This window comes from Streptomyces sp. Tue6028, assembly GCF_002300165.1.
Lineage (GTDB): Bacteria > Actinomycetota > Actinomycetes > Streptomycetales > Streptomycetaceae > Streptomyces > Streptomyces siamensis.
On record NZ_MLCE01000002.1, the window covers coordinates 1 to 18,001 of the forward strand.

At 72.4% G+C, this 18,001-nt stretch carries 19 protein-coding genes; 5 read left to right on the forward strand and 14 right to left on the reverse strand.

The window, feature by feature from the left end; translation table 11 throughout:
- A partial coding sequence (locus BKI49_RS00170; RefSeq protein ID WP_179332275.1) for a membrane dipeptidase occupies positions 1 to 332 on the reverse strand: 332 nt, incomplete at its 3' end.
- Positions 329 to 1,711 (reverse strand): amidohydrolase family protein, encoded by a 1,383-nt coding sequence (locus tag BKI49_RS00175; protein ID WP_095932365.1) that lies wholly within the window; start codon positions 1,709 to 1,711, stop codon positions 329 to 331. The genes BKI49_RS00175 and BKI49_RS00170, both read right to left, overlap by 4 nt.
- 109 nt (positions 1,712 to 1,820) lie before the next feature.
- On the opposite strand from BKI49_RS00175, the gene BKI49_RS00180 reads away from it, so the two are divergent.
- Both BKI49_RS00180 and BKI49_RS00185 read left to right on the forward strand, forming a co-directional pair.
- Positions 1,821 to 2,597 carry an IclR family transcriptional regulator gene (locus tag BKI49_RS00180; RefSeq protein WP_257004553.1) on the forward strand — a complete coding sequence of 259 codons (777 nt, stop codon included), beginning with the start codon at positions 1,821 to 1,823 and terminating at the stop codon, positions 2,595 to 2,597.
- Positions 2,594 to 3,544 (forward strand): ornithine cyclodeaminase family protein, encoded by a 951-nt coding sequence (locus BKI49_RS00185; RefSeq protein WP_095932080.1) that lies wholly within the window; start codon positions 2,594 to 2,596, stop codon positions 3,542 to 3,544. The genes BKI49_RS00180 and BKI49_RS00185 overlap by 4 nt, the downstream gene beginning before the upstream one ends.
- Positions 3,545 to 3,580: 36 nt before the next feature.
- Here the strand turns inward: BKI49_RS00185 and BKI49_RS00190 are convergent, their stop codons facing one another.
- The 6 genes from BKI49_RS00190 to BKI49_RS00215 form a co-directional block, all read right to left on the reverse strand.
- Positions 3,581 to 4,027 carry an ATP-binding protein gene (locus BKI49_RS00190; RefSeq protein WP_107469303.1) on the reverse strand — a complete coding sequence of 149 codons (447 nt, stop codon included), beginning with the start codon at positions 4,025 to 4,027 and terminating at the stop codon, positions 3,581 to 3,583.
- A complete protein-coding gene (locus BKI49_RS00195) occupies positions 4,024 to 4,395 on the reverse strand; it encodes an STAS domain-containing protein (RefSeq protein ID WP_095932367.1) in 372 nt (123 codons plus the stop codon). Before BKI49_RS00195 ends, BKI49_RS00190 begins: the two co-directional genes overlap by 4 nt.
- A 51-nt stretch (positions 4,396 to 4,446) precedes the next feature.
- Positions 4,447 to 4,839 (reverse strand): PRC-barrel domain-containing protein, encoded by a 393-nt coding sequence (locus BKI49_RS00200; protein WP_257004572.1) that lies wholly within the window; start codon positions 4,837 to 4,839, stop codon positions 4,447 to 4,449.
- Positions 4,840 to 5,031: 192 nt separating this feature from the next.
- Positions 5,032 to 5,415, reverse strand: a complete 384-nt coding sequence (locus BKI49_RS00205) for an STAS domain-containing protein (protein WP_095932081.1) — start codon at positions 5,413 to 5,415, stop codon at positions 5,032 to 5,034.
- Entirely contained in the window at positions 5,412 to 6,521 is a 1,110-nt protein-coding gene (locus BKI49_RS00210; RefSeq protein WP_095932082.1) for a cobalamin B12-binding domain-containing protein, read from the reverse strand. Before BKI49_RS00210 ends, BKI49_RS00205 begins: the two co-directional genes overlap by 4 nt.
- Entirely contained in the window at positions 6,518 to 8,176 is a 1,659-nt protein-coding gene (locus BKI49_RS00215) for a PP2C family protein-serine/threonine phosphatase (protein ID WP_373557504.1), read from the reverse strand. The genes BKI49_RS00210 and BKI49_RS00215 overlap by 4 nt, the downstream gene beginning before the upstream one ends.
- 324 nt (positions 8,177 to 8,500) lie before the next feature.
- On the opposite strand from BKI49_RS00215, the gene BKI49_RS35160 reads away from it, so the two are divergent.
- Together BKI49_RS35160 and BKI49_RS00220 are read left to right on the forward strand one after the other, a co-directional pair.
- Positions 8,501 to 8,647, forward strand: a complete 147-nt coding sequence (locus BKI49_RS35160; RefSeq protein ID WP_179332276.1) for a hypothetical protein — start codon at positions 8,501 to 8,503, stop codon at positions 8,645 to 8,647.
- Positions 8,648 to 9,106: 459 nt separating this feature from the next.
- The gene (locus BKI49_RS00220; RefSeq protein WP_095932084.1) at positions 9,107 to 9,517 is read left to right on the forward strand and encodes an STAS domain-containing protein; all 411 of its coding nucleotides are present in this window, start codon (positions 9,107 to 9,109) and stop codon (positions 9,515 to 9,517) included.
- 89 nt (positions 9,518 to 9,606) lie between these two features.
- Here BKI49_RS00220 and BKI49_RS36230 read toward each other — a convergent pair whose 3' ends face one another.
- Positions 9,607 to 9,978 (reverse strand): DUF5133 domain-containing protein, encoded by a 372-nt coding sequence (locus BKI49_RS36230; RefSeq protein WP_373557505.1) that lies wholly within the window; start codon positions 9,976 to 9,978, stop codon positions 9,607 to 9,609.
- 147 nt (positions 9,979 to 10,125) lie between these two features.
- Complete coding sequence (locus BKI49_RS00230) at positions 10,126 to 11,061, reverse strand: anti-sigma factor RsbA family regulatory protein (protein WP_095932086.1); 936 nt, start codon at positions 11,059 to 11,061, stop codon at positions 10,126 to 10,128.
- Positions 11,062 to 11,583: 522 nt separating this feature from the next.
- Between BKI49_RS00230 and BKI49_RS00235 the strand changes: the two genes are divergently transcribed.
- Positions 11,584 to 12,465, forward strand: coding sequence for an RNA polymerase sigma factor SigF (locus BKI49_RS00235; RefSeq protein WP_095932368.1), 882 nt, complete (start codon positions 11,584 to 11,586; stop codon positions 12,463 to 12,465).
- Between the two features lie 124 nt (positions 12,466 to 12,589).
- Here BKI49_RS00235 and BKI49_RS00240 read toward each other — a convergent pair whose 3' ends face one another.
- From BKI49_RS00240 to BKI49_RS00255, 4 genes are all read right to left on the reverse strand, one after another.
- The gene (locus tag BKI49_RS00240; RefSeq protein ID WP_095932087.1) at positions 12,590 to 13,447 is read right to left on the reverse strand and encodes a DMT family transporter; all 858 of its coding nucleotides are present in this window, start codon (positions 13,445 to 13,447) and stop codon (positions 12,590 to 12,592) included.
- Positions 13,448 to 13,537: 90 nt separating this feature from the next.
- Positions 13,538 to 14,737, reverse strand: coding sequence for a beta-1,3-glucanase family protein (locus BKI49_RS00245; protein ID WP_095932088.1), 1,200 nt, complete (start codon positions 14,735 to 14,737; stop codon positions 13,538 to 13,540).
- Between the two features lie 233 nt (positions 14,738 to 14,970).
- The gene (locus tag BKI49_RS00250; RefSeq protein ID WP_095932089.1) at positions 14,971 to 16,926 is read right to left on the reverse strand and encodes a M48 family metalloprotease; all 1,956 of its coding nucleotides are present in this window, start codon (positions 16,924 to 16,926) and stop codon (positions 14,971 to 14,973) included.
- Between the two features lie 205 nt (positions 16,927 to 17,131).
- Positions 17,132 to 17,980, reverse strand: a complete 849-nt coding sequence (locus BKI49_RS00255; protein WP_095932090.1) for a hypothetical protein — start codon at positions 17,978 to 17,980, stop codon at positions 17,132 to 17,134.
- Positions 17,981 to 18,001 lie beyond the last annotated feature (21 nt).

The following is an 18,001-nucleotide window of genomic DNA, read 5'->3' on the forward strand; positions in this document are numbered from 1 at the left end:
TAGATGACGCCGATCCTGCCCTCGCGGTGGGCCCGGCGCACATCGGCGACGGTCCGGACCTTGAGGAGGTCGGCCTCGTTGTCGCGGACGATGCGGTCCCACACGGCGATCTCGTGCAGCGTGTGCTCGTACGGCGGCATGTCGCCCATGGTGTATCCCAGGGTGACGTTGACCGCGGTGAGGCCGGAGGCATGGGCGTCGGCCAGGGTCCGCGCGTCGACGGTGAGTTGTTCGCTGGAGGGGTTGAGCTCGGCGGCGGCCTCGGCCGACCGGGGCGCGTTGGGATTGTCGAGCTGACCGAGCGCGTTGATGATCATGGGGGTGGTGGTCATCGGGTCTCCTCGACGCGGTGGGGCTGCCGGTCGCCCGGGGTCGGGGTGCGGTGGTATGCCTCCGTCGGCGGCGCTTCGGGGACGAAGTCGCTGCGCTCGAAGCGGCGTCCGCGCTTGACGGTCAGCGACACGCTGCGCAGATGACCGATGTCGGCCAGCGGATCGGCGTCCAGGACGACGAAGTCGGCCAGCTTGCCGGCTTCGACGCTGCCCCTGATGTCCTCGACGCCGGCACTCCGGGCGCCCAGCAGCGTGGCGGAGCGCAGCACGTCCGCGGGGGGCATTCCGCAGCGGTCCACGAGGAAGGCCAACTCCTCGTACAGGGCGGGGAACGGGTCGTTGGGGTCGGTCTCGTAGTCCGTGCCCGTGCAGATGTCGACTCCGGCGCGGTGGGCCTGCGCGGTGAGGCGGGCGGCGAGTTCCGAGTCGGCCGCCGCCTTGGCCGCGGCCTCGGGCCCGTCTCCGGCCAGCGCGTCGCTCGCCCACATTCCGGCGGTCGCGTCGAGCACGGTGCCGCGTCGGCGCATCAGGGCGAAGAGTTCCTCGACACCGGGGTCGTCGCCGGCGGCGAACCGCTCGTGGTCGACCGGCGGTTTGTGCTTGTAGCTCGTCAACTCGGCGTCCCGGCCCTCGAAGGCGAGCAGGGTGACGTGCGAGACGCTGTCCACGCCGGCCAGGACGACCTGTCGGGGCGTGGCGGGGAACACGGCGGCATGTGCCCACACGGGGATGCCCTGGCGGTGCGCCTCCTCGGTGATCGCGGCGACGGTGCCGTGGTCGAGATCCGCGTAGACCTTGATCGCCGCGGCATGCGTGCCCCGTGCCAGGGCGACCGCCAGGCGCAGGTCCGTGTCGGGCGTGACGGCTTGCATCCACGGCACCGCCCCGGGCACCTCTCCCTGGGTGACCTGGTGGGTGCGCGGATCGTCGAAGAACCCCGGGCCCGCCATCAGCGCGGCGTACCGGATGTCCGGGCCGGGGATCTCACCGACGAGCGAGGCCCGTGCGAGGTCTCCCACCTGCCGCAGGTCGTCGGCCATGTCCCGGACGGCGGTGACGCCGCTGTACACGAGCCGGCGCAGCACCGCCTCGGCCGCCGGCCGGTCGGGGGGCGTCGCGAGGTGCTGGTGCGAGTCGATCAGGCCGGGGACGACGAAGCGGCCGTCCAGGTCGAAGACCTCGGCGCCCGCGGGCAGTTCGGCGGAGATCTCGGTGTCGTCGCCGACGGCGAGGATGTACTGGCCGTCGGTCACGATCGACGTGGAGGGCCGGGCCGGACTCCCGGTTCCGTCGAACAGGGTGGCTCCCCGATACACCGCCACGGTTCCCGCGGCCGGGGGCGCGTACGGGACCGGAGCGCCCGAAGTCTCGTCCGCCATCTTCACCTCGCATCGTCGCTTGTTACGCTGTACGTAACACCTGTATCGCTTGCCGAAACATGCGTTACCGTACGCTCGCCGCCGCGGACACCACAAGGAGGGGTGGGCATTGCCGGAAGCACCGCGCACCGCCGTGGACAAGGCCCTGGACCTGGTCGAGGCCGTGGCCCGTTCACCGCATCCCCTGCGCCTGACCGATCTGGCCGAGGAGGTCGGCCTGCACCGGGCGACCGCCTATCGCGTGCTGCTCGACCTGGTGCGCCGCGGCTGGGTGCTGCGGGCGGGCGACCGCTATCTGCCGGGCACCGCGGTCCTCCAGCTGTCGTCGTCCGCGGCCCGGAACTCGCTCGTCGCCCTGGCCCGGCCGGTCCTCACGCCACTGGCCGAGCGCACCGCCATGATGGTCAATCTCCAGGTGCCGGAGACCGACCGCTCCCGGGTGATCGACGTCGTACGCCCCGACCGTCTCTCGATGATCACCCGCCTGATGGGCGAGGCCCTGCCGGTGCACCGGTTCGCCGGACCGCTGGCTCTGGTCGCCGCACTGACCCCCGCGGAGCGGGCCCCGTATCTGGGCGTCGCCGAGGAAGCGGGTCACGCGCTGACCGGTCCGGAGGGGCTGCTGGCCGACGTCGAGCGCACCGAACGCACCGGATTCGCCGTCGAGTACGGACGCAACGAACAACCCGTCGCCTCGCTGAGCAGGGCGGTCGTGCCCCAACCGGGCAGGCCCGTCTGCGCGGTGACCGTGGTCGGCCTCGCCGCGGAGTTCGACGAGACCCGTCTGCCCGAACTGCGCCGGGCCCTGCGCGACGCGACGGACGCACTGTCCTCGCTCCTCACCGGCTCGGCGGGGCCGTCCGGGACGGCGGAGGGGACGGCATGAGCGAGATGCTCTTCCTCGACGGCGCACGGACGCGCGCGTCGCTCGACCCGCGGCGTGTCGTGGACGCCGTGACGACGGCCCTGATCGCCGTCGGCCGGGGCGAGGCCTCCGCGCCGCCCCGGATCGCGGCCCGTGCCCCCGGCGGTCTGCTCGGGGCCATGCCCGGCTACGTTCCCGGGCTCGGCCTCGCGGCGAAGCTCGTCTCCGTGTTCGGTGATCCGGCACGGCCGGGGCGCAGCAGCCACCGCGGCATCGTCGCCCTCTTCGACGCCGAGGACGGCAGCCCGCTCTGCCTGATGGACGCCGAGCCGCTCACCGAGATCCGCACGGCGGCGGTCGCCACCGTCAGCGCCCGCGCGCTGGCCCGGCCCCGGCCCGAGCGCATCGCCGTCGTCGGGACCGGCGCGCAGGCCCGAGCGCAGGTGGGCCTGCTGGCGGCGCTCGACCCCACCGTCCCCGTCGTCGTCGCCGGACGCGACCGGCGACGCGCGGAGAGCGCCGCCGCGCCGCATCCGGCCGCTCGGGCCGCGGACACCGTCGAGGCGGCCGTCCGCGAAGCGGACACGGTCTTCTGCTGCACCGGCGCCGTGCGGCCGGTGATCCGTCGCGACTGGCTCTCCCCCGGCACGCACATCAGCTCCGTGGGCGGATCCCACGGTCCCGAGGTGGACGCCGACACCGTGCGCGACGCCACTCTCTTCGCCGAGTGGCCCGGCGCCGCGGACACCCGGCCGCCGTCCGGCGCCCACGAGTTGCAGGACCTCCCGGCCGGGCAAACCGTCGCGCTGCTGGGTTCCGTCCTGTCCGGACGGCACCCCGGCCGCCGGGACGAGAGCGAACTGACGCTGTTCAAGTCGACCGGCCATGCCGCCCTGGACGTCGCCGCGGCGCACGTCGCCCACGCCGTGGCCGTCGAACGCGGGTGGGGCCTGCCCATGGCGATGTGACCGCGGGCCACCTGCCGGGCCTGACCGCCCTCCGCTTCACGCCAGGGGGACGAAGACCCTGACGGTCTTGCCGCCCCGCGGACCCGGTTCGATGGTGATGTCGCGGGACAGCCGGATGATCAACGGCCAGCCGTAGCCGCTGACTTGGTGTCCCTGGGGGAACTCCCCGGTGCCGTGGGCCGGGGTGGGGACGACGTCGCTGTTGTCGCGCACGTCGAGCAGTATGCCGCCGTCGATCACCGTCGCGGTGAAGCCGGCCAGCCCCCCGCCGTGCCGAATGGCGTTCGTCACCAGTTCGGAGACGACGAGGAGGAGATCGGTGACGGCGTCCGGGCCCACCCCGCCCTGGGGTGGACTCCAGTGATCGCGCAGCAACGACCGGACGTGGTCGCGTGCCGCCGCCGCACTCGTGATGGCGTGCCCGTCCACCGGGAGCGAGGCCAGGTTCTCGTGGGCTGCCGGAAGGCCGTTGATGTGGTTCATCGCTCGGTCGCCGGGTCCGGGAGGGCCAAGGCCGCCTGCACGCTGTCCACCAGGACGAAGAAGTCCTCGGTCCCTGTCACCTCGAACAGCCTCCGAACGATGTCGCTGAACGGTCCGCACACCACCATGACGGTTTCACGGGACCGGTGGGCACGCTGTGCTTCGAGGAGGACGTGCAGGACCGACGAGTCCGCGAAGGCCACTTCCGAGAGATCCACGACCGTGCGTGAGGCGCCCACCCGGTGCGCCTCGTCGAGGGCCTCCTCCAGTCGAGGGGCGCTCTCGTAATCGATGTCGCCGCCCACGCGTACGACGAAGGCGTCTTGGGCCGCCCCGTGCGTGACCGTGGCCTGCAACTCGTCGGGCATCTGCACACTCTTTCCGGTCTGCTCTGTCAGGGGCACGCCTCGCGCTGCCCATCAGTCTGGCCTTCCGGCCGGCAGGCTTCGGTAATAGCTGCCGACGTCGGCCAAGTATGCGGGGTCGAACGTCTCACGGTCGGTCTTGAACACGGGGGCCGACTTGATCTCCTCCCGTGTGCACGACACGGTGATCTTCTGACTCTCGGTGTCGATTCCGGCCACGACACCCACGGGAACTAGCACGCTCTTCCCGAACACCCATACACCCGTGTCGACGATCAGGTGACGCATGCCGGAGTCGTCGGCCTGCCGGTCGACATGCCCTATCGTCCCGTCGGTCGCCTCGACGGAGTATCCGGTGAGTTCATGGGCCTCGGGATGACCGAACTCGGGGGCGTAGGACCAGATTCTGTCGACAGTCACCGTGTACTCCTTCTGTGTCGCCGGCATCGCCACCGGCGGTTCCCGCCCTGGGCGAGAACCGGCAGGTGGAGGCCGGGTGGGGGGAAATCCGTCCGTGTCGCGCTCCAGGGCTGCAATTACCCCGTCGTCCGGCCTGCATTCGGTGGACTTTCCCTTGCCGTGATCGCGCCAGGGGCATGCCCGCACGCCCCTGTCCCGTCCGGGGTCCGCGCCCAGGAGTCAGCCGGCTCCGGGGCGTTGTTCGCCTCGGCCCACGTCGCAGGGTGCGGTGAGGTGGGCGAGCGTTCCCGTGATGTCCAGGAGCCGCTCGAGGCCGGCCGGGCGCTCGTCGAGATGCAGACGGACCCCCGCGGCGTCCGTCTGACGCCGGATCATCAGCAGGGCGGAAAGGCCCATGGAGTCGATGGTGTCGAGTCCGGCGAAGTCCACGTGCAGCCCCTGGACGCCGTGCGGGCAACCGGCCCGGCCGGCGAGGGTCTGTCGGACGGTGCTCACCAACTCGTCGCACGTCTCGTAGTCGAGATCCCCGACGACGCGGACCACGGCTTCGGTGGTCTCGACCTCGACGGTGAGCGAGAAGGACGGAGGATGTGAAGTGGTCATGCGGGCTTTCCGGGGCCGGGGATCTTCTGTGCTGGCGTTCGGGACCTGAGCGCCTCCCGTGCGTGGGCCAGTGCGTGACAGGCGCGCGGGAAATCCTTGAGCTGCGCGGCCAGCAGGTCGAGAGCGGGGTCGAGGCTGCGGGCGGGAACGCGTCGGGCCGTGAGAATGTCCGCGGTCCACAGGATGAACCGGGCGAACAGCTCGTCGTCGGCTACGTACAGCGCGGTGGCCAGGTACTCGACGATGTGGGCGATGTCCTCGGCGGTGTGCCGGCGCTGGCGTTCCGTGTAGCCGCGCATCGGCGCGAACCGGTCCTCCAGTTCCGTCAGCGTCCCCTTGACGAGCTGGTGCGTGGTGCGCACGACCATGGTGTATTCCTGGTCGGCCAGATGCGGCAGGTCGTCCACGGCCTGGTGGGCGGCCAGCGGATCGCGGCGGCTCAGGCCCCTTTCGAGGAGCGTGGCCGCTTCCCTGGCGTGCGGGGCCCAGGCGTCCGCCCCGAGCGCGCGGGCGTAGCGGCCGTCGGGCCCGAACGCCGCGCCGCCCGCGATGACGGGGACGCCGGTCGCCTGACAGGCCGTGATGGCGCTGTGTGCCGTGGGCAGATGGGTGGGGATGGAGGACGACAGGGCGACCGCCTGGGGGCCCGTCCGGTGCAGATGTGCGATGAGGTGCGGGGTGGGCACGTGGGCGCCGAGGAAGTCGACGTTCCAGCCGCGCAGCCGCAGCACCTCGGACAGCAGCCTGGCGGGCAGGGCGTGCCATTCGCCGTCCACGCAGGCCACGGTGACGCGGGGGCCGGCCGGTACGCGCGTGCGGTGGTCGGGGTGGTGGGCCAGAGCCGCGATGACGCGCTCGTGTATGGCGGTCGCGGTGTGCTCCTGTGCGACGGTCAGCCGGTTCGCCGCCCACTCCACGCCGACCTTCGCCTGGACGGGGGCGATCAGGTCGAGCAGCACCGCCTCCAGGTCGGCGGAGGATCTCGCGGCGTCGAGAACGACGGCGACGGCGCCGTGTTCGTCGCCGCCGTGCACCGCGGACCACAGACGCTCCCGGGCGTCGTCGAGTGCCACGCCGCCGTCGGCGTGGGCGGAACGTCTCGTCATGCGGTGTACCTGCCCCGGGTGTGGCCGTTCACCGCACTGAGGTGCGCGTGGTGCGGTGCGGTGACGGCGACGGTCGCCATGTCGTCGTGGCCGCCCCGTCCGACCCACTGGGCCGCGAGCATCTGCACGTGCTCCACGACCGCCTCGGCGGGCATGCCCGCGCACTGGGTGAGCGCGGCCTCCAGTCGCTCGGCGCCGAAGAGTTCGTCGCCGAGCGGGCCGCCGCGGGCCTCGGTGATGCCGTCGGTGAAGAAGAGGCAGGTCTCGCCCGGGGCCAGTTCGAGGTGCGCCGTGGTGGAGCTGATGTCCCAGAACGCGCCGACGAGCGTCCCGCGTGTCGGCGCCTGTTCGACCTGTCCGTCGGCGCGCACGATCAGCGGCGCGGGATGGCCCGCGCTGGTGACGCGCAGACGGACATTGCCGCCGCGGCGGACGACGGAGGCGAGCGCCAGGGTGGCGAACCGGGCGTGATGGGAGTTCATCAGCGCTCCGTTGAGCAGGCCCAGCAGCCGCTGATGGTCGTCGGCCAGCGGCAGCAGCGCCTGCACCGTGTTGCGGATCTTGCCGGTCAGCACCGCGGCTTCCAGCCCCTTGCCGCACACGTCCCCGAGGACGACGAGGGACTCCTGGTCCGCGTCCGCACCGGGGTGGACGTCGTAGAAGTCGCCGCCCACCCGGTCGGCCTGGCCCGAGGGCCGGTACTTCCCGGCGAACTCCACGCCGTGCACGCTGTGCAGTTGCGGCGGCAGCAGCTCACGCATCAGCGTGGTGGTGATGGCCGCCTGCTCGGCGTACATGCGGGCCGCCGACATGGCCGCGCCCGCCCGCGAGGCGAAGAGCCGGGCGAAGATCTCCTCGCCCTCCGAGAAGGCCGCCCGGTCGCAGGCGCGGAGCAGGACGAGCGCGCCGGCCGGAACCCCGTGACCGGGCAGCGGTGTCACGACGGCGGAGCCGACGGGTTGCGCGAAGCCGTCGGGGACGGCCCAGGCCGGAACGGTGGCCGGATCGATCCAGCGGGACGGGACGGGCGGGAATCCGCGCAGGGCGTCACCGAGTCCCGGCAGGAGGTCGATGTTCTCCTGCACCGTACGATGCGTGACCGCTCCGTCGGGCCCGCAGTACGTCAGCGGTACGTTCTTGCCGCGCGGCGGCGCCACGATCACCGCGGCGTCCGCGAGGTGTTCGGCGGCCAGGCGGGCCGTGACCTCCATGCAGCGCTCGACGTTCAGCGACGACAGCAGGGCACTGGACGCGCCGGCCAGGAAAGCGGTGCGCTCGCGTTCGTTCTTGAGGGCGTCCTCGGCCAGCCGCCGGTCGGTGTCGTCGACCAGCCACCACATCACGTCGCCGTCGTCGGCGCAGGTGGGATGCGCCTCGAAGGTCCGGTCCCCGACCGCGCCGTGGGCCGGCCACCTGAACTCGCCGCCCTCCGGGCGGGTCCGGACGCGGGCATGGGCGTCGGCGATCCACGCCGGGGTCACGTCCGTCAGCCAGGAGCCGGTGACCGCACCCGGGAAGAGCGCGGCCGCCGCCGCGTTCAGTTCGACCACGCCACCGGATGGGTCCGCGACCACCACGGGGTAGGGGGCGGATCCCCACGTCGCGCCGAGGCCGACACTGCGCGGGCTGGCAGGGGGCTGCTGGGAAGTGTCCACGAGCAAGGGACCGCGGAGGCGGGCCCACCACCTTTCCGGTCGACTGGGATTGTTTCCTTCCGACAACCATCTCGCGCCCGGTGGTACGACTGCAAGTCGCTCACCCCAAGTCCCTCCGGGAACATCCGTGGCGGTCACCATGCGTTTTGGCCCTGCCCAGAGATGTCGCGTCCGCTCGCCCGCCCGGCGGTCGAGCGGGAGACGACCGGGACCGGGGCGCGGGGTCGATGCCCGCCGCGCCCCGACGCGCGGGCCTGCACCGGCGGGGACGGGGTAGCCGCACGGTACGAGCGACCACCGCGAACCCCTGCCTGGAGGACCGTCATGCCCGGAATCGTGGACCGGATCAAGCAGTTCGCGCGCAGCCCGCAGGGCCGGCGCGCCACGGAGGAGGTGCGCCGGGCCGCGGCGGACCCCCGTCGCCGGGCACAGGCGCAGCGGCTCCTCGGCAGGCTGCGCGGACGGCACTGACCTCCGCCGACCGGCGCCGAGGGTGCGCTCGGCTCGCAGCGGAGCGATGTGCGCCGTGGGACTCCCTCGCACACAAGTCCGCTTCCGCGGACCGGGACTCGACGGGGTTCCTGCCGCCATCATTGACTTCACGCCACCCGGGGTGCGAGCGTCGCACGTCCTGCTCCCGTCGCCGCGCGCACCCCGGGGGCCCACGCCTCGTCGCGAACGGAACGCAATGCCCGACACCGGGGACTCCTCGGCCCGACCGTCCACCGGGACCCCGTCATGACGGCGGACCGCATCCCAGGGCTGATCCTCCCCGTGATCTTCCTCTGCGCGGCCGCCACGGGCCTCGTCTGGTACTGGCGGCATCGAGGCGAGTAGCGGCCCGGACGAAAAAGATCCGTGTCCGCGATGCGTCGAATCGAACAAACGGGTTACCAGGCCTCCTACTTGTCCTACCTGTGGGAGGAATCCATGTCCGGAGCCCAGAATCCGTTGTCCATCGATGTCTCCGTGCCCCGTGCGGACGCCGCCCTGCTGGCCGTGGACGGTTTCCTGGACATCGACACGGCGACGGAGTTGCACCACCATCTGGCCAATCAGCTCCATCACGGACGCCGGCACTTCCTTCTCGATCTGTCGGGCGTCCCGTTCATGGACTCGTCGGGGATGAACGTCATCCTGAGGGGCTACCAGGAGACACGCGAAGTGGCGGGCAGCGTGCACGTCATCGCTCCCACACCCGCCGTGCGGCGCATCCTCGACCTCACCGGAGTCAGTCTCACCGTGTCGCTCGCGGACAGCGTCGACGAGGCCCTCGCACATGTGGACGCCCGGGCGGCGCATGCCTCGCCCGAGGACGCGACGGGCACGCCGGGCACTTGAGGACGGGCAACCGGTGAGGGGCGTTGTCGCCACCCCCGCGGGGGTGGCGACAACGCCCCTCACCAGCACGATGCGAACGGCACGACCCGTCAGACGAGCGTCCCGGGCACGGCGCCGCCCCGGCTGCCGGGCACGGTGGCCGGCCGGCCGTGCGCGGCGACCGCCTCGACGGGCGGCCGTACACGCGCCATGGGGAAGGGGGGCTGATCCCGTCCCTCGTCGTCGGCGGGTCCGCGCTGTCCGCCCGCGGCGACCAGCAGGGCGTCCGCCGCGGCCACGGCGTCATGGACGCGGTTGGTCCCGGTCATCACACAGAGCGTGTAGGTGACGTCCTCGAGCGCGCGAGCTGTCTCCAGGGTCTCCTTCTCGGCGTACGCGATCTTCAGTGACGCGTAGCGGGTCAACAGCCTCCGCACTACCTTCGGGTCGGGCACGAGCACGGCGAGGGCTCCTCTCTCCATTTGGCCTTCGTGTGCCCGCCTGTCGCCCCTTCATTCACAAGTACCCCCTCTCACAACCCTTTTGGCGCAATCGCGAAGCCGGTCCGCACACGTCGGGGCACCCTGGCGAAGCGGGGCCGCCCGTGGGGAAGCGGGCGGCGAAAGAGGTCAAGTGCGGGCGAGATAGCTGCGCACGGTGGTCCCGGACCTCCCGGTGTGCACTCGGACGAGGTCGGAGACGAAGTGGACGAGGAACAGTCCGCGCCCACCGATCTGGTCGGGCCGCACCGGGCGCCGCCCGGCCATCGGGTCCGACAGGCGCCCCTCGTCCTGCACCTCGCACACGATCCGGTCGTCCTCGGCCCAGATCCGCAGCGTCCCCGAACCGCCCCCGTGCACAACGCTGTTGGTCGTGAGCTCGGCGACGACGAGGTTCAGGTCCTGCAGGCGAGCCGGTCCCATCCCCCGCTCGCGCGCCTCGTCGACCGCGAAGTCCCGCGCGGCCGGGAGGAACTCCGCGTCGAACCGGACCGCCGCCGCTCCCGGCGGATGCCGCAGCGCCTCGTTGTAGCGGGCGAGCACGCCGTCGGGGTCGTAGGCGTGGCTGACACCGGCCCGGCCCGCACGGATCACGACGGGGTGCGTGGCGTGGGCGTCCGCGATCACGCCCTCGGACAGGGCCCGTGCGTCGTACGGGCACAGGATCGTGACGTCGCGTCCGCCGAACGCCGCATTGATGAGCGCCTCGTGCTGGACGCAGGCCGGGTACTCCTCGGACGTCCGACCGTCCCAGATCGGCTCGCCGACGATGCGCACGCGCCTGCCCGGGTGGGCGTCGGCGAAGGCGCGCAGCACCGAGGGAATGATCCGGCCGGGGTTCCGTCCCGCCTGGGTCATGTCGATCCAGCGGACGTGGTCCGCGTCCGCGCCGAGGGCGGACCGGAGCAGTCCGAGCCGTCGGACCGGCACGGCCACGGCGACCGGATGCCCGGCGGCCAGGCCCTCCCGCACGAAGGGAGCGGTGCCGTCGACGTACTCCTGGTCGCCGTCGTAGAGGAGAGCGGGGTGGGCGAAGAGGTCGGCGGGCGGTGTCGCGGGCGTCATGTCACCGCCCTCGCCGCCCGACCGTCGCACCGCGCCCGCACGGAAGGACCACGACCGCTGAAGTGCGCCGCTCGGTGAACTCCGCGGCCGGACAAGGCGGTGCGGGCCTGCTTCCAGCCGCGCGGGGCGAGCGGCTCGATACCGAGGCACAGAAGGGTCAGAAGTGGCGGAACGCTGACTTCTCGCTGCTCCATGCCCACATGCTCACCCCGAAACCCAGTTTACGCGGCGACCGTTGCCCCGGTTCTGTCGCCCGGCGGCTCCGGCGCACCGCCGATGGTGCGCCCCGGCGCTCCCCTGCCCCGGGACCTGTCCACCGAACCGTCCGGCGCGCCCGCCGGAAGACACTGCGCGAACTGCATCCGGACGACGGCTTCGTGGAGAAGCACTGATCGGTCCGGCTCCGGGACGTCCACGGAAGATCGTCTTCCAGAGAATTTCCGGAACCGGCAGGCATGACCCACATGAAGCAGGGCAGACGCGCCCTGTCATCAATTCCTTCGGAGATATGGGGTGGACGGCATGGCAGCCGTGGCGGAGGCGAACGCGACGGACACGGCACAGCAGGCAGTGACGGCAGAGGAGGCGATCCTTCCTCAGATCGACGAGCCGCTGAAGATCAGTCCCAAGGACGCCCGCGAACTGTCCCGGCCGTTCTTCGACCGACTGGCCGTGCTGGAAGAAGGCACGCACGAATACCAGTACGCGCGCAACACCCTCATCGAGATGAACCTCTCCCTCGTGCGGTACGCGGCGGCGCGCTTCCGCAGCCGCAGCCAGGGCGAGATGGAGGACATCGTCCAGGTCGGCACGATCGGCCTCATCAAGGCCATCGACCGCTTCGAGCTGTCCCGCGAGGTCGAGTTCACCTCCTTCGCGGTGCCGTACATCGTCGGTGAGATCAAGAGGTTCTTCCGCGACACGAGCTGGGCCGTCCATGTGCCCCGCCGTCTCCAGGAGGCGCGGGTCGAGCTCGCGAAGGCGACGGAGGAACTCCGCACCCGCCTAGGCCGTACTCCGACCACGCGCGAGCTGTCCGAGCTGATGTCCCTGTCCGAGGAAGAGGTCATCGAGGCCCGCAAGGCCTCCAACGGCTACAACTCCTCCTCCCTCGACGCCGCGCTCACCGCCGACGGCGGGGCGGACGGCGAGGCCGTCCTCGCGGACTTCATCGGCGAGGACGACCCGTCGCTGGAACTCGTCGAGGACTTCCACTCCTTGGCACCGCTGATCGCCGAACTCGACGAGCGTCAGCGCCGGATCATTCACATGCGGTTCGTCGAGGAGCGCACGCAGGCCCAGATCGGTGAGGAGCTCAACATCTCGCAGATGCACGTGTCCCGCCTGATCACCCGCATCCTCAAGCGGCTGCGCGCCGGACTGCTCGACCCCTCCGTCATCTGAGGTCCGCACGCGACGACCGGTCCGTCGGCCGCCGCCCCGAGTCGGGGCGGCGGCCGACGGCTGTATGCGTGCGTGTGCGGCGCGCCGCGCGGGACCGTGCCGGACGCTCTCTCCGGCGTGTCGGTCAGTGGGCCAGATCCCCGATGTGCGGCACGACCCGGGTCAGCCTCACCACACCCCACAGGATCAGCCCGACGCCGACGGCCTCGGGCAGCAGCCACCAGCCGGTGCGGACGCTCTCGTCGAACAGGACGACGCCCAGCAGCAGGCTGACCGTCGCGTCGCCGATGGTGAGGGCGGGCTGCGACGCGGCGAGGGGGCCCGCCTGCAGGGCGTTCTCCAGCAGCAGGATGGCGCCGACGCCGGTCACCGCGAAGCCGTACGTCTGCCACGCGCCGAGGAAGGCGTCGAGACCGTGGTCGGCGAGCGCCCCGGCGGACGATTTCAGCAGCGCGGCCGTCAGCGCGTTGCTGACGGCCGACGCCGAGCCGAGCACGGCGGCCCGGAACAGCGGCGGTCGCCCCGGCCGGGCCAGTGCGATCGCGCAGCCGACGGCTCCGAGGCACACCACCAGCACCGGGACCCACCGCGTCATCGGCGCCTGGTGTGTCGCGCCCGACGGCGCGGCCGAGCCGAGGACCAGTCCGAGGCCCACGACCACTCCCGCGACGGCCCACCACCCCGCGCGGGGCAGACGCCGGTGCAGCAACGGGATGGCGAACAGCAGGGCGAAGGGCAGTTCCAGGATGAACAGGGGCTGCACGAGTGCCAGTGGCCCGTTCACGAGGGCCAGGGCCTGGAAGGCCGCGGCCCCGATCACTCCGGCGATGCCGATCAGCCACGCGGGCTGCCGTGCCAGTGCGATCAGCAGACGCAGACCGCCGCCGGTCGGGACGGTGGATGCCGCCTTGCGCTGGAACGCCGTCCCCATCGCGTTACTCGCGGCCCCCAGCAGGGCGAACAGCACAGCCAGCACAGTCACCCCTCCACCATGCCCTCCGGCACGGGCCCGGGCCTCCCGGGGCGGCCGTGGCACACCCGCGCGGAGCAGCCCGGGGACCGCCCCGGAGCTCTAGAAGGGCGTCAGGGTGAGCCGGATCTCCGTGGGGGCCGTGTCCTGGACGTACGAGGCGAAGTCGGCGACGTCGTCGAAGGCGAAGCCGTAGGCCTTGCCGTCCTCGGTCGCCGCGTGGATCGCTTTGGCGTAGTGGTTGGTCAGGTCGGTCCGGTAGAAGTCGCTCGCGGCCGTGCTTGGCTGGGCCGGCACGCTGAGCAGGGTGGAGCGGTTGAATCCGGCACCGAGGACCGCCGCGACCGGACCGGTCGTGCCGTCGTTGGGTGCGGCGAGGTTGCCGTCGCAGAACAGGACGTCGCGGGTGGTGGGCTTGCTGAAGGACACCGCGGCGGGCCCGTCGAAGGTGAACTTGTCTGCGCGCACCCGGCCGGTGAACGTGCCGGCGTTCGTGGTGACGGTGAGGTCCTTCCCGGTGTAGGTGCTCCAGACCTCGTCGATGTACGGGGCGAAGTAGTCCTTGCCGAAGAGACCGGCGTCGAGACCGTGTCCGGGAGCGATGACCCGCACGTCGTCCACGACCAGCGGGGCGAACTCGTCGGCCTCGCGCACGGCCGCGAAGGCGGCGGCTCGTCCGCCCTCGCGCAGGGTGCCCGTGGTCTGCTGCTCGTCCCCGGTCAGCCGGATGCTGAGGGGCACACTGAACATGTCGACCATCGTCGTGTTGCAGAACATCCCGGACGGGTTGTGGGTGAACTCGGCACAGTCGTGCAGCACGCCGTAGTTGGGGTCGGAGGCGACCCACCCGGCCGGGTACTGGAGGGCCGCGTTGCCGTTGCCGTCCGCCACGGCCTTGAACTTGAGCTTCTCGCCGAGGGACACATAGACGCGCCCGGACATGTACGGCAGGGAGAGTCGGGTCTCGCCGCCGGCGGAGAGGCTGAGCGCGTAGTCCGTGAAGCCGTCCGCGCCGTTGTCCGAGAGGGATATGGGGGCCAGGGTGCCGTCCTGGGTGACACGGACCTGCTGTCCGTCCTGGTTGCCGACGATGTAGACGTGCACGGACGCGTTGTCGAAGGAGCCGCTGTCGTTGACGATCGTCAGCGGGAGCGAGCCCGCGGCTGCCTTCGTGGTGCGGTCCGTCGTCCCGGCCAGGGCGTGCGGCGCGACGGCGGCGATCGCCGGTGCCGCCACGGCCATGCCGCCGAGCGCGACGAACAGCTTGCGGCGGGAGAGGTTGCGCTGGTGACGAGGCGTCATGTGTGCAGTGCTCCTTGGTACTTGTGCCTCTGCGAGGCGGTGGGGGGACCATTGAGAGCGCTCTCAAACGTGGGGTGAGCGCCACCGATGGGCCCCGATGCTACGCACGAGGTCTCCCCGGGCCAACCCTTCGTCCTGTCCCTCAAGTCAGCCCGGAACGTGGATATTTGAACTATGTCCCGGTCTCCCGGGGGCCTTAATGCGCCCTTAATCCTCAGTTAGGGAAGGCGGGCTCACTCCTGGCCGAGCGTCAGGGACAGCCGTACGCCGGTGCTCGAAGTCGTGGTGAACTCCTGGCAGTCGACCACCGCCCGCAGCGACTGCGACGCCGCTCTGACGAGGTCCAGCCGTACGGGGGTACCGTCCCGGGCGACGACGAGCCGGGCCTCCACCCAGGTCGCGGTCGCGCTCACGTCCGTGTGGTCCGTGCGCCGCCCGGTGAGCCATCGGGTCGCGCCGCGCACACCGGTGCTGCGCAGAGCGGGCACCTCCGGGACGTCGGCGGTGAGACGGCCGTCGTCGTGCAGTGTCCAGTGTGCCTGCCGCATGCGGTCCCCGAAGGCCGCGGCCTGCTGGGCCCGGGTCCCCGACAGCGGTTCGAGGGAGGTGACGGCGACGGTGTGGAAGGTCCGGGTCGCGTCCGCCGACGGCGACACCGTGCTCCCCGGTGCCGGCGACGGCCCGTCGGTGAAGGACGGCAGTCCCCGCGGGCGCGGCGGCGCGGCCGGTGCCGAAGGGCTGGGACACGCCGTGGGGGTCCCGCCCGCCCCGCCGGCCCTTCCGCTCGGCCCGCCCGTGCGCGCCGAGCGGCGCTCGTCCGCGTCGTCGGCGAACACTCCTCCCGAAGGGCGGGACACCAGGGGCAGCAGTCCGACGAGCAGGACCGTCGCGGGGAACAGGACCGCCGCCGCGTGGACCCTGGCCGAGATGACCGCGATCCGGCCGCCGGAGGCGACGCGGACGCGCCTCACCAGTGGCCACACCAGGACGACGGCGAGTGTCACCCACCATGCGGGGTCGGCGGTGAGCGCGTGATGGGCCAGCGCCAGCGCCTCCCGGGTGGCGCGTTCCCTTGACGCGCCCAGCAGTTCGTACGCCGGTACGGCGCCCAGCACGGCCAGGAGGAGCTGGGCGAGGAGGGCGCTCGGCCAGAGCAGCGCGGACAGGAGTTGCACCGCGCCGCTCTCCTCCCGTGTCGCGCACCAGATCCGCAGCCGTACGGGCGGGTGGTGAAGCCGGGCCAGGCCGCCGTGGTCGCCCTGCTCCAGACGGCGCAGGGCGCGGACGAGGGCGTCCGGACCGGCGGTACGCACGGCCCATCGGTCGGCGTCGAGCTCCGCCGACCACAGCGCGGCCACGACGAGGAGCAGCACCTTGGGCACGCTGAAGAGCACCAGGACCACCTCGGCGAGCGTCAGCGTGGCGGTCGCGTTGCCCGTGGCGAAGAGCAGGGCGACGGGGACGACGACGAACACCACCAGCACGTACGGCCAGACGCGGACCAAGGCGGTGAACGGGCTGCCGAGACCGGCGACATGCTGCTCGCCGCGGCGCAGATGTCCGAGCTCGTGCAGGAGTACCGCGCGGGCCGCCGCCGCGTCCGTCTCCCACAGATGCACGAGCGGGGCGAAGACCCCGACCCGTGTCGCCCGCCGGTCGCCCGGATAGACGCGGGCGGACAGGCCGGACCGTGTGCTGATGCGCAGTCGGGCGCCCGGCGCGTGCTCGTCCAGGAAGGCCTGCATCTGCCGGTGGAAGTGCGGTGCGGGCGTACCTGACGGTGTCGGCCGGGCGCCTGGCTCCGTCGGCGCTCCGAACGGCGCCGCGCCTGGCTCCGCCGGCGCTCCGGTCGGTGCGGGCGGGGGTCCTGGCGTCGGAGCGACCAGCGGATGATCCGGGGGCAGGAGTCCGTGGCGCCACTCGATGGCGCGGCAGCGGACCGTCGGGAAGAGGAGCGCGAGGACGGCGGCCAGCAGGAAGAACAGCGGCAACAACTGCACCAGGCTGAGCATCGCGGTGACGAACCGGCCCCGGCCCGCCGCGTCGAGCCGGCCCAGGCCGTCGCCCACTCCGAAGGCGTGGCCGATCAGTGCGGGGACCTGCACCACGAAGAGGACCAGGGTCACCCACAGCCACGGGGGCGGCTCCCACGCACGCACCGACGGCCGGGCGGCTGTCGGCCCGCTCATGACATCGCGCGACGCTGTCGGGTCACCACGCCCGACCGGATCCGGCGCCGTGGTCGGGTCGGACGGTACGCCCCCACCGGTCGGTTCGGCCGGGTCGGGCCCATCAGACGCCCGGGCCGAGGCGGGGACGCCCACACCGGTCGGTTCGGTCGCGCGGGTCGCCGCGCCCGGCCCGGTCCGCGGGTGCCTCCGGGCACGACCTCGGTCATCCGCGGCCCGCTCCGTCCGGGTCCTGCGGGGGTCGCGGATCGGCCCCGGCGCGCGGACGACGGGTCCGGGAACGCAGGCCGGGTGCGGCGGAGATGAGCCGGCGCAGACGCGGACGGATGCCACGCGAGGTCGGCCGCGGCGGTTCCTCGCCCACGAGGGCGTCCAGGAACGCCGCCGTCTCGTCCGGTTCGCCCTCCGCCAGCAGCCGTGCGGTCACCTCGGCGGCAAGTTCGTCGGCCGCGGCCGGGTCCATGCCCCGGGCCCGGAGCCGTTCGCTCATCCTCAGGGCGGCCCGCACGGCCTCGACGGCGGGTGCGGGCGAGGGCGTCGGCCGAGGAGCGGTCCCGGACGAAGCGGGGTCTCCGGGCCGGGAGTCGGCCGCGGCCCCGGCAGGGCTGTCGGACGCGGACGCGCCCGAAGCCCGGGGAAGGCTCTCCGGTTCTTCCGGTTCCGGCTCTCCGTCGGTCCGGGCGCCGCCGTCGTCCGCCGGCGCGGGCCGCGGCGGATCGGTCCCGTTGTCCGGTGAGGCGCCCGCGGAACGCTGCGCGCGCAGGCCGATCACCAGACCGGAGACGGACAGCACGTTGCTCAACTGCGGGCTGCCCAAAGCCGACTTGAGGGCATCAGCGGCGTACGCCAGCGCGTCCAGGACGTCGGGCAGCACGGAGACAGTGCCGCCGCCCATGCCGCCGGGTGCGGGACGTCCGCCGGAGAAGAGGCCACGGCGCGGGGCGCCGCCCGCCGCGTACGTCCGTGCGGTCTGCGCGGCCAGTGCGGACTCGCCGGGCGCGGCCCACTCGGCGATCCGGACGCCCCACCGGTCGAGGAGTGCGGTCGCCGTCATGCCGCCTCCCGGTGTCGGATG

Coding starts and splice junctions, on each gene's coding strand:
- BKI49_RS00175 (WP_095932365.1), bottom strand. CDS start 1,711: ATGGCGGACGAGACTTCGGGCGCTCCGGTCCCGTACGCGCCCCCGGCC.
- BKI49_RS00185 (WP_095932080.1), top strand. CDS start 2,594: ATGAGCGAGATGCTCTTCCTCGACGGCGCACGGACGCGCGCGTCGCTC.
- BKI49_RS00190 (WP_107469303.1), bottom strand. CDS start 4,027: ATGAACCACATCAACGGCCTTCCGGCAGCCCACGAGAACCTGGCCTCG.
- BKI49_RS00195 (WP_095932367.1), bottom strand. CDS start 4,395: ATGCCCGACGAGTTGCAGGCCACGGTCACGCACGGGGCGGCCCAAGAC.
- BKI49_RS00200 (WP_257004572.1), bottom strand. CDS start 4,839: ATGCCGGCGACACAGAAGGAGTACACGGTGACTGTCGACAGAATCTGG.
- BKI49_RS00205 (WP_095932081.1), bottom strand. CDS start 5,415: ATGACCACTTCACATCCTCCGTCCTTCTCGCTCACCGTCGAGGTCGAG.
- BKI49_RS00210 (WP_095932082.1), bottom strand. CDS start 6,521: ATGACGAGACGTTCCGCCCACGCCGACGGCGGCGTGGCACTCGACGAC.
- BKI49_RS35160 (WP_179332276.1), top strand. CDS start 8,501: ATGCCCGGAATCGTGGACCGGATCAAGCAGTTCGCGCGCAGCCCGCAG.
- BKI49_RS00220 (WP_095932084.1), top strand. CDS start 9,107: ATGTCCGGAGCCCAGAATCCGTTGTCCATCGATGTCTCCGTGCCCCGT.
- BKI49_RS36230 (WP_373557505.1), bottom strand. CDS start 9,978: ATGGAGAGAGGAGCCCTCGCCGTGCTCGTGCCCGACCCGAAGGTAGTG.
- BKI49_RS00230 (WP_095932086.1), bottom strand. CDS start 11,061: ATGACGCCCGCGACACCGCCCGCCGACCTCTTCGCCCACCCCGCTCTC.
- BKI49_RS00235 (WP_095932368.1), top strand. CDS start 11,584: ATGGCAGCCGTGGCGGAGGCGAACGCGACGGACACGGCACAGCAGGCA.
- BKI49_RS00245 (WP_095932088.1), bottom strand. CDS start 14,737: ATGACGCCTCGTCACCAGCGCAACCTCTCCCGCCGCAAGCTGTTCGTC.
- BKI49_RS00250 (WP_095932089.1), bottom strand. CDS start 16,926: ATGAGCGGGCCGACAGCCGCCCGGCCGTCGGTGCGTGCGTGGGAGCCG.
- BKI49_RS00255 (WP_095932090.1), bottom strand. CDS start 17,980: ATGACGGCGACCGCACTCCTCGACCGGTGGGGCGTCCGGATCGCCGAG.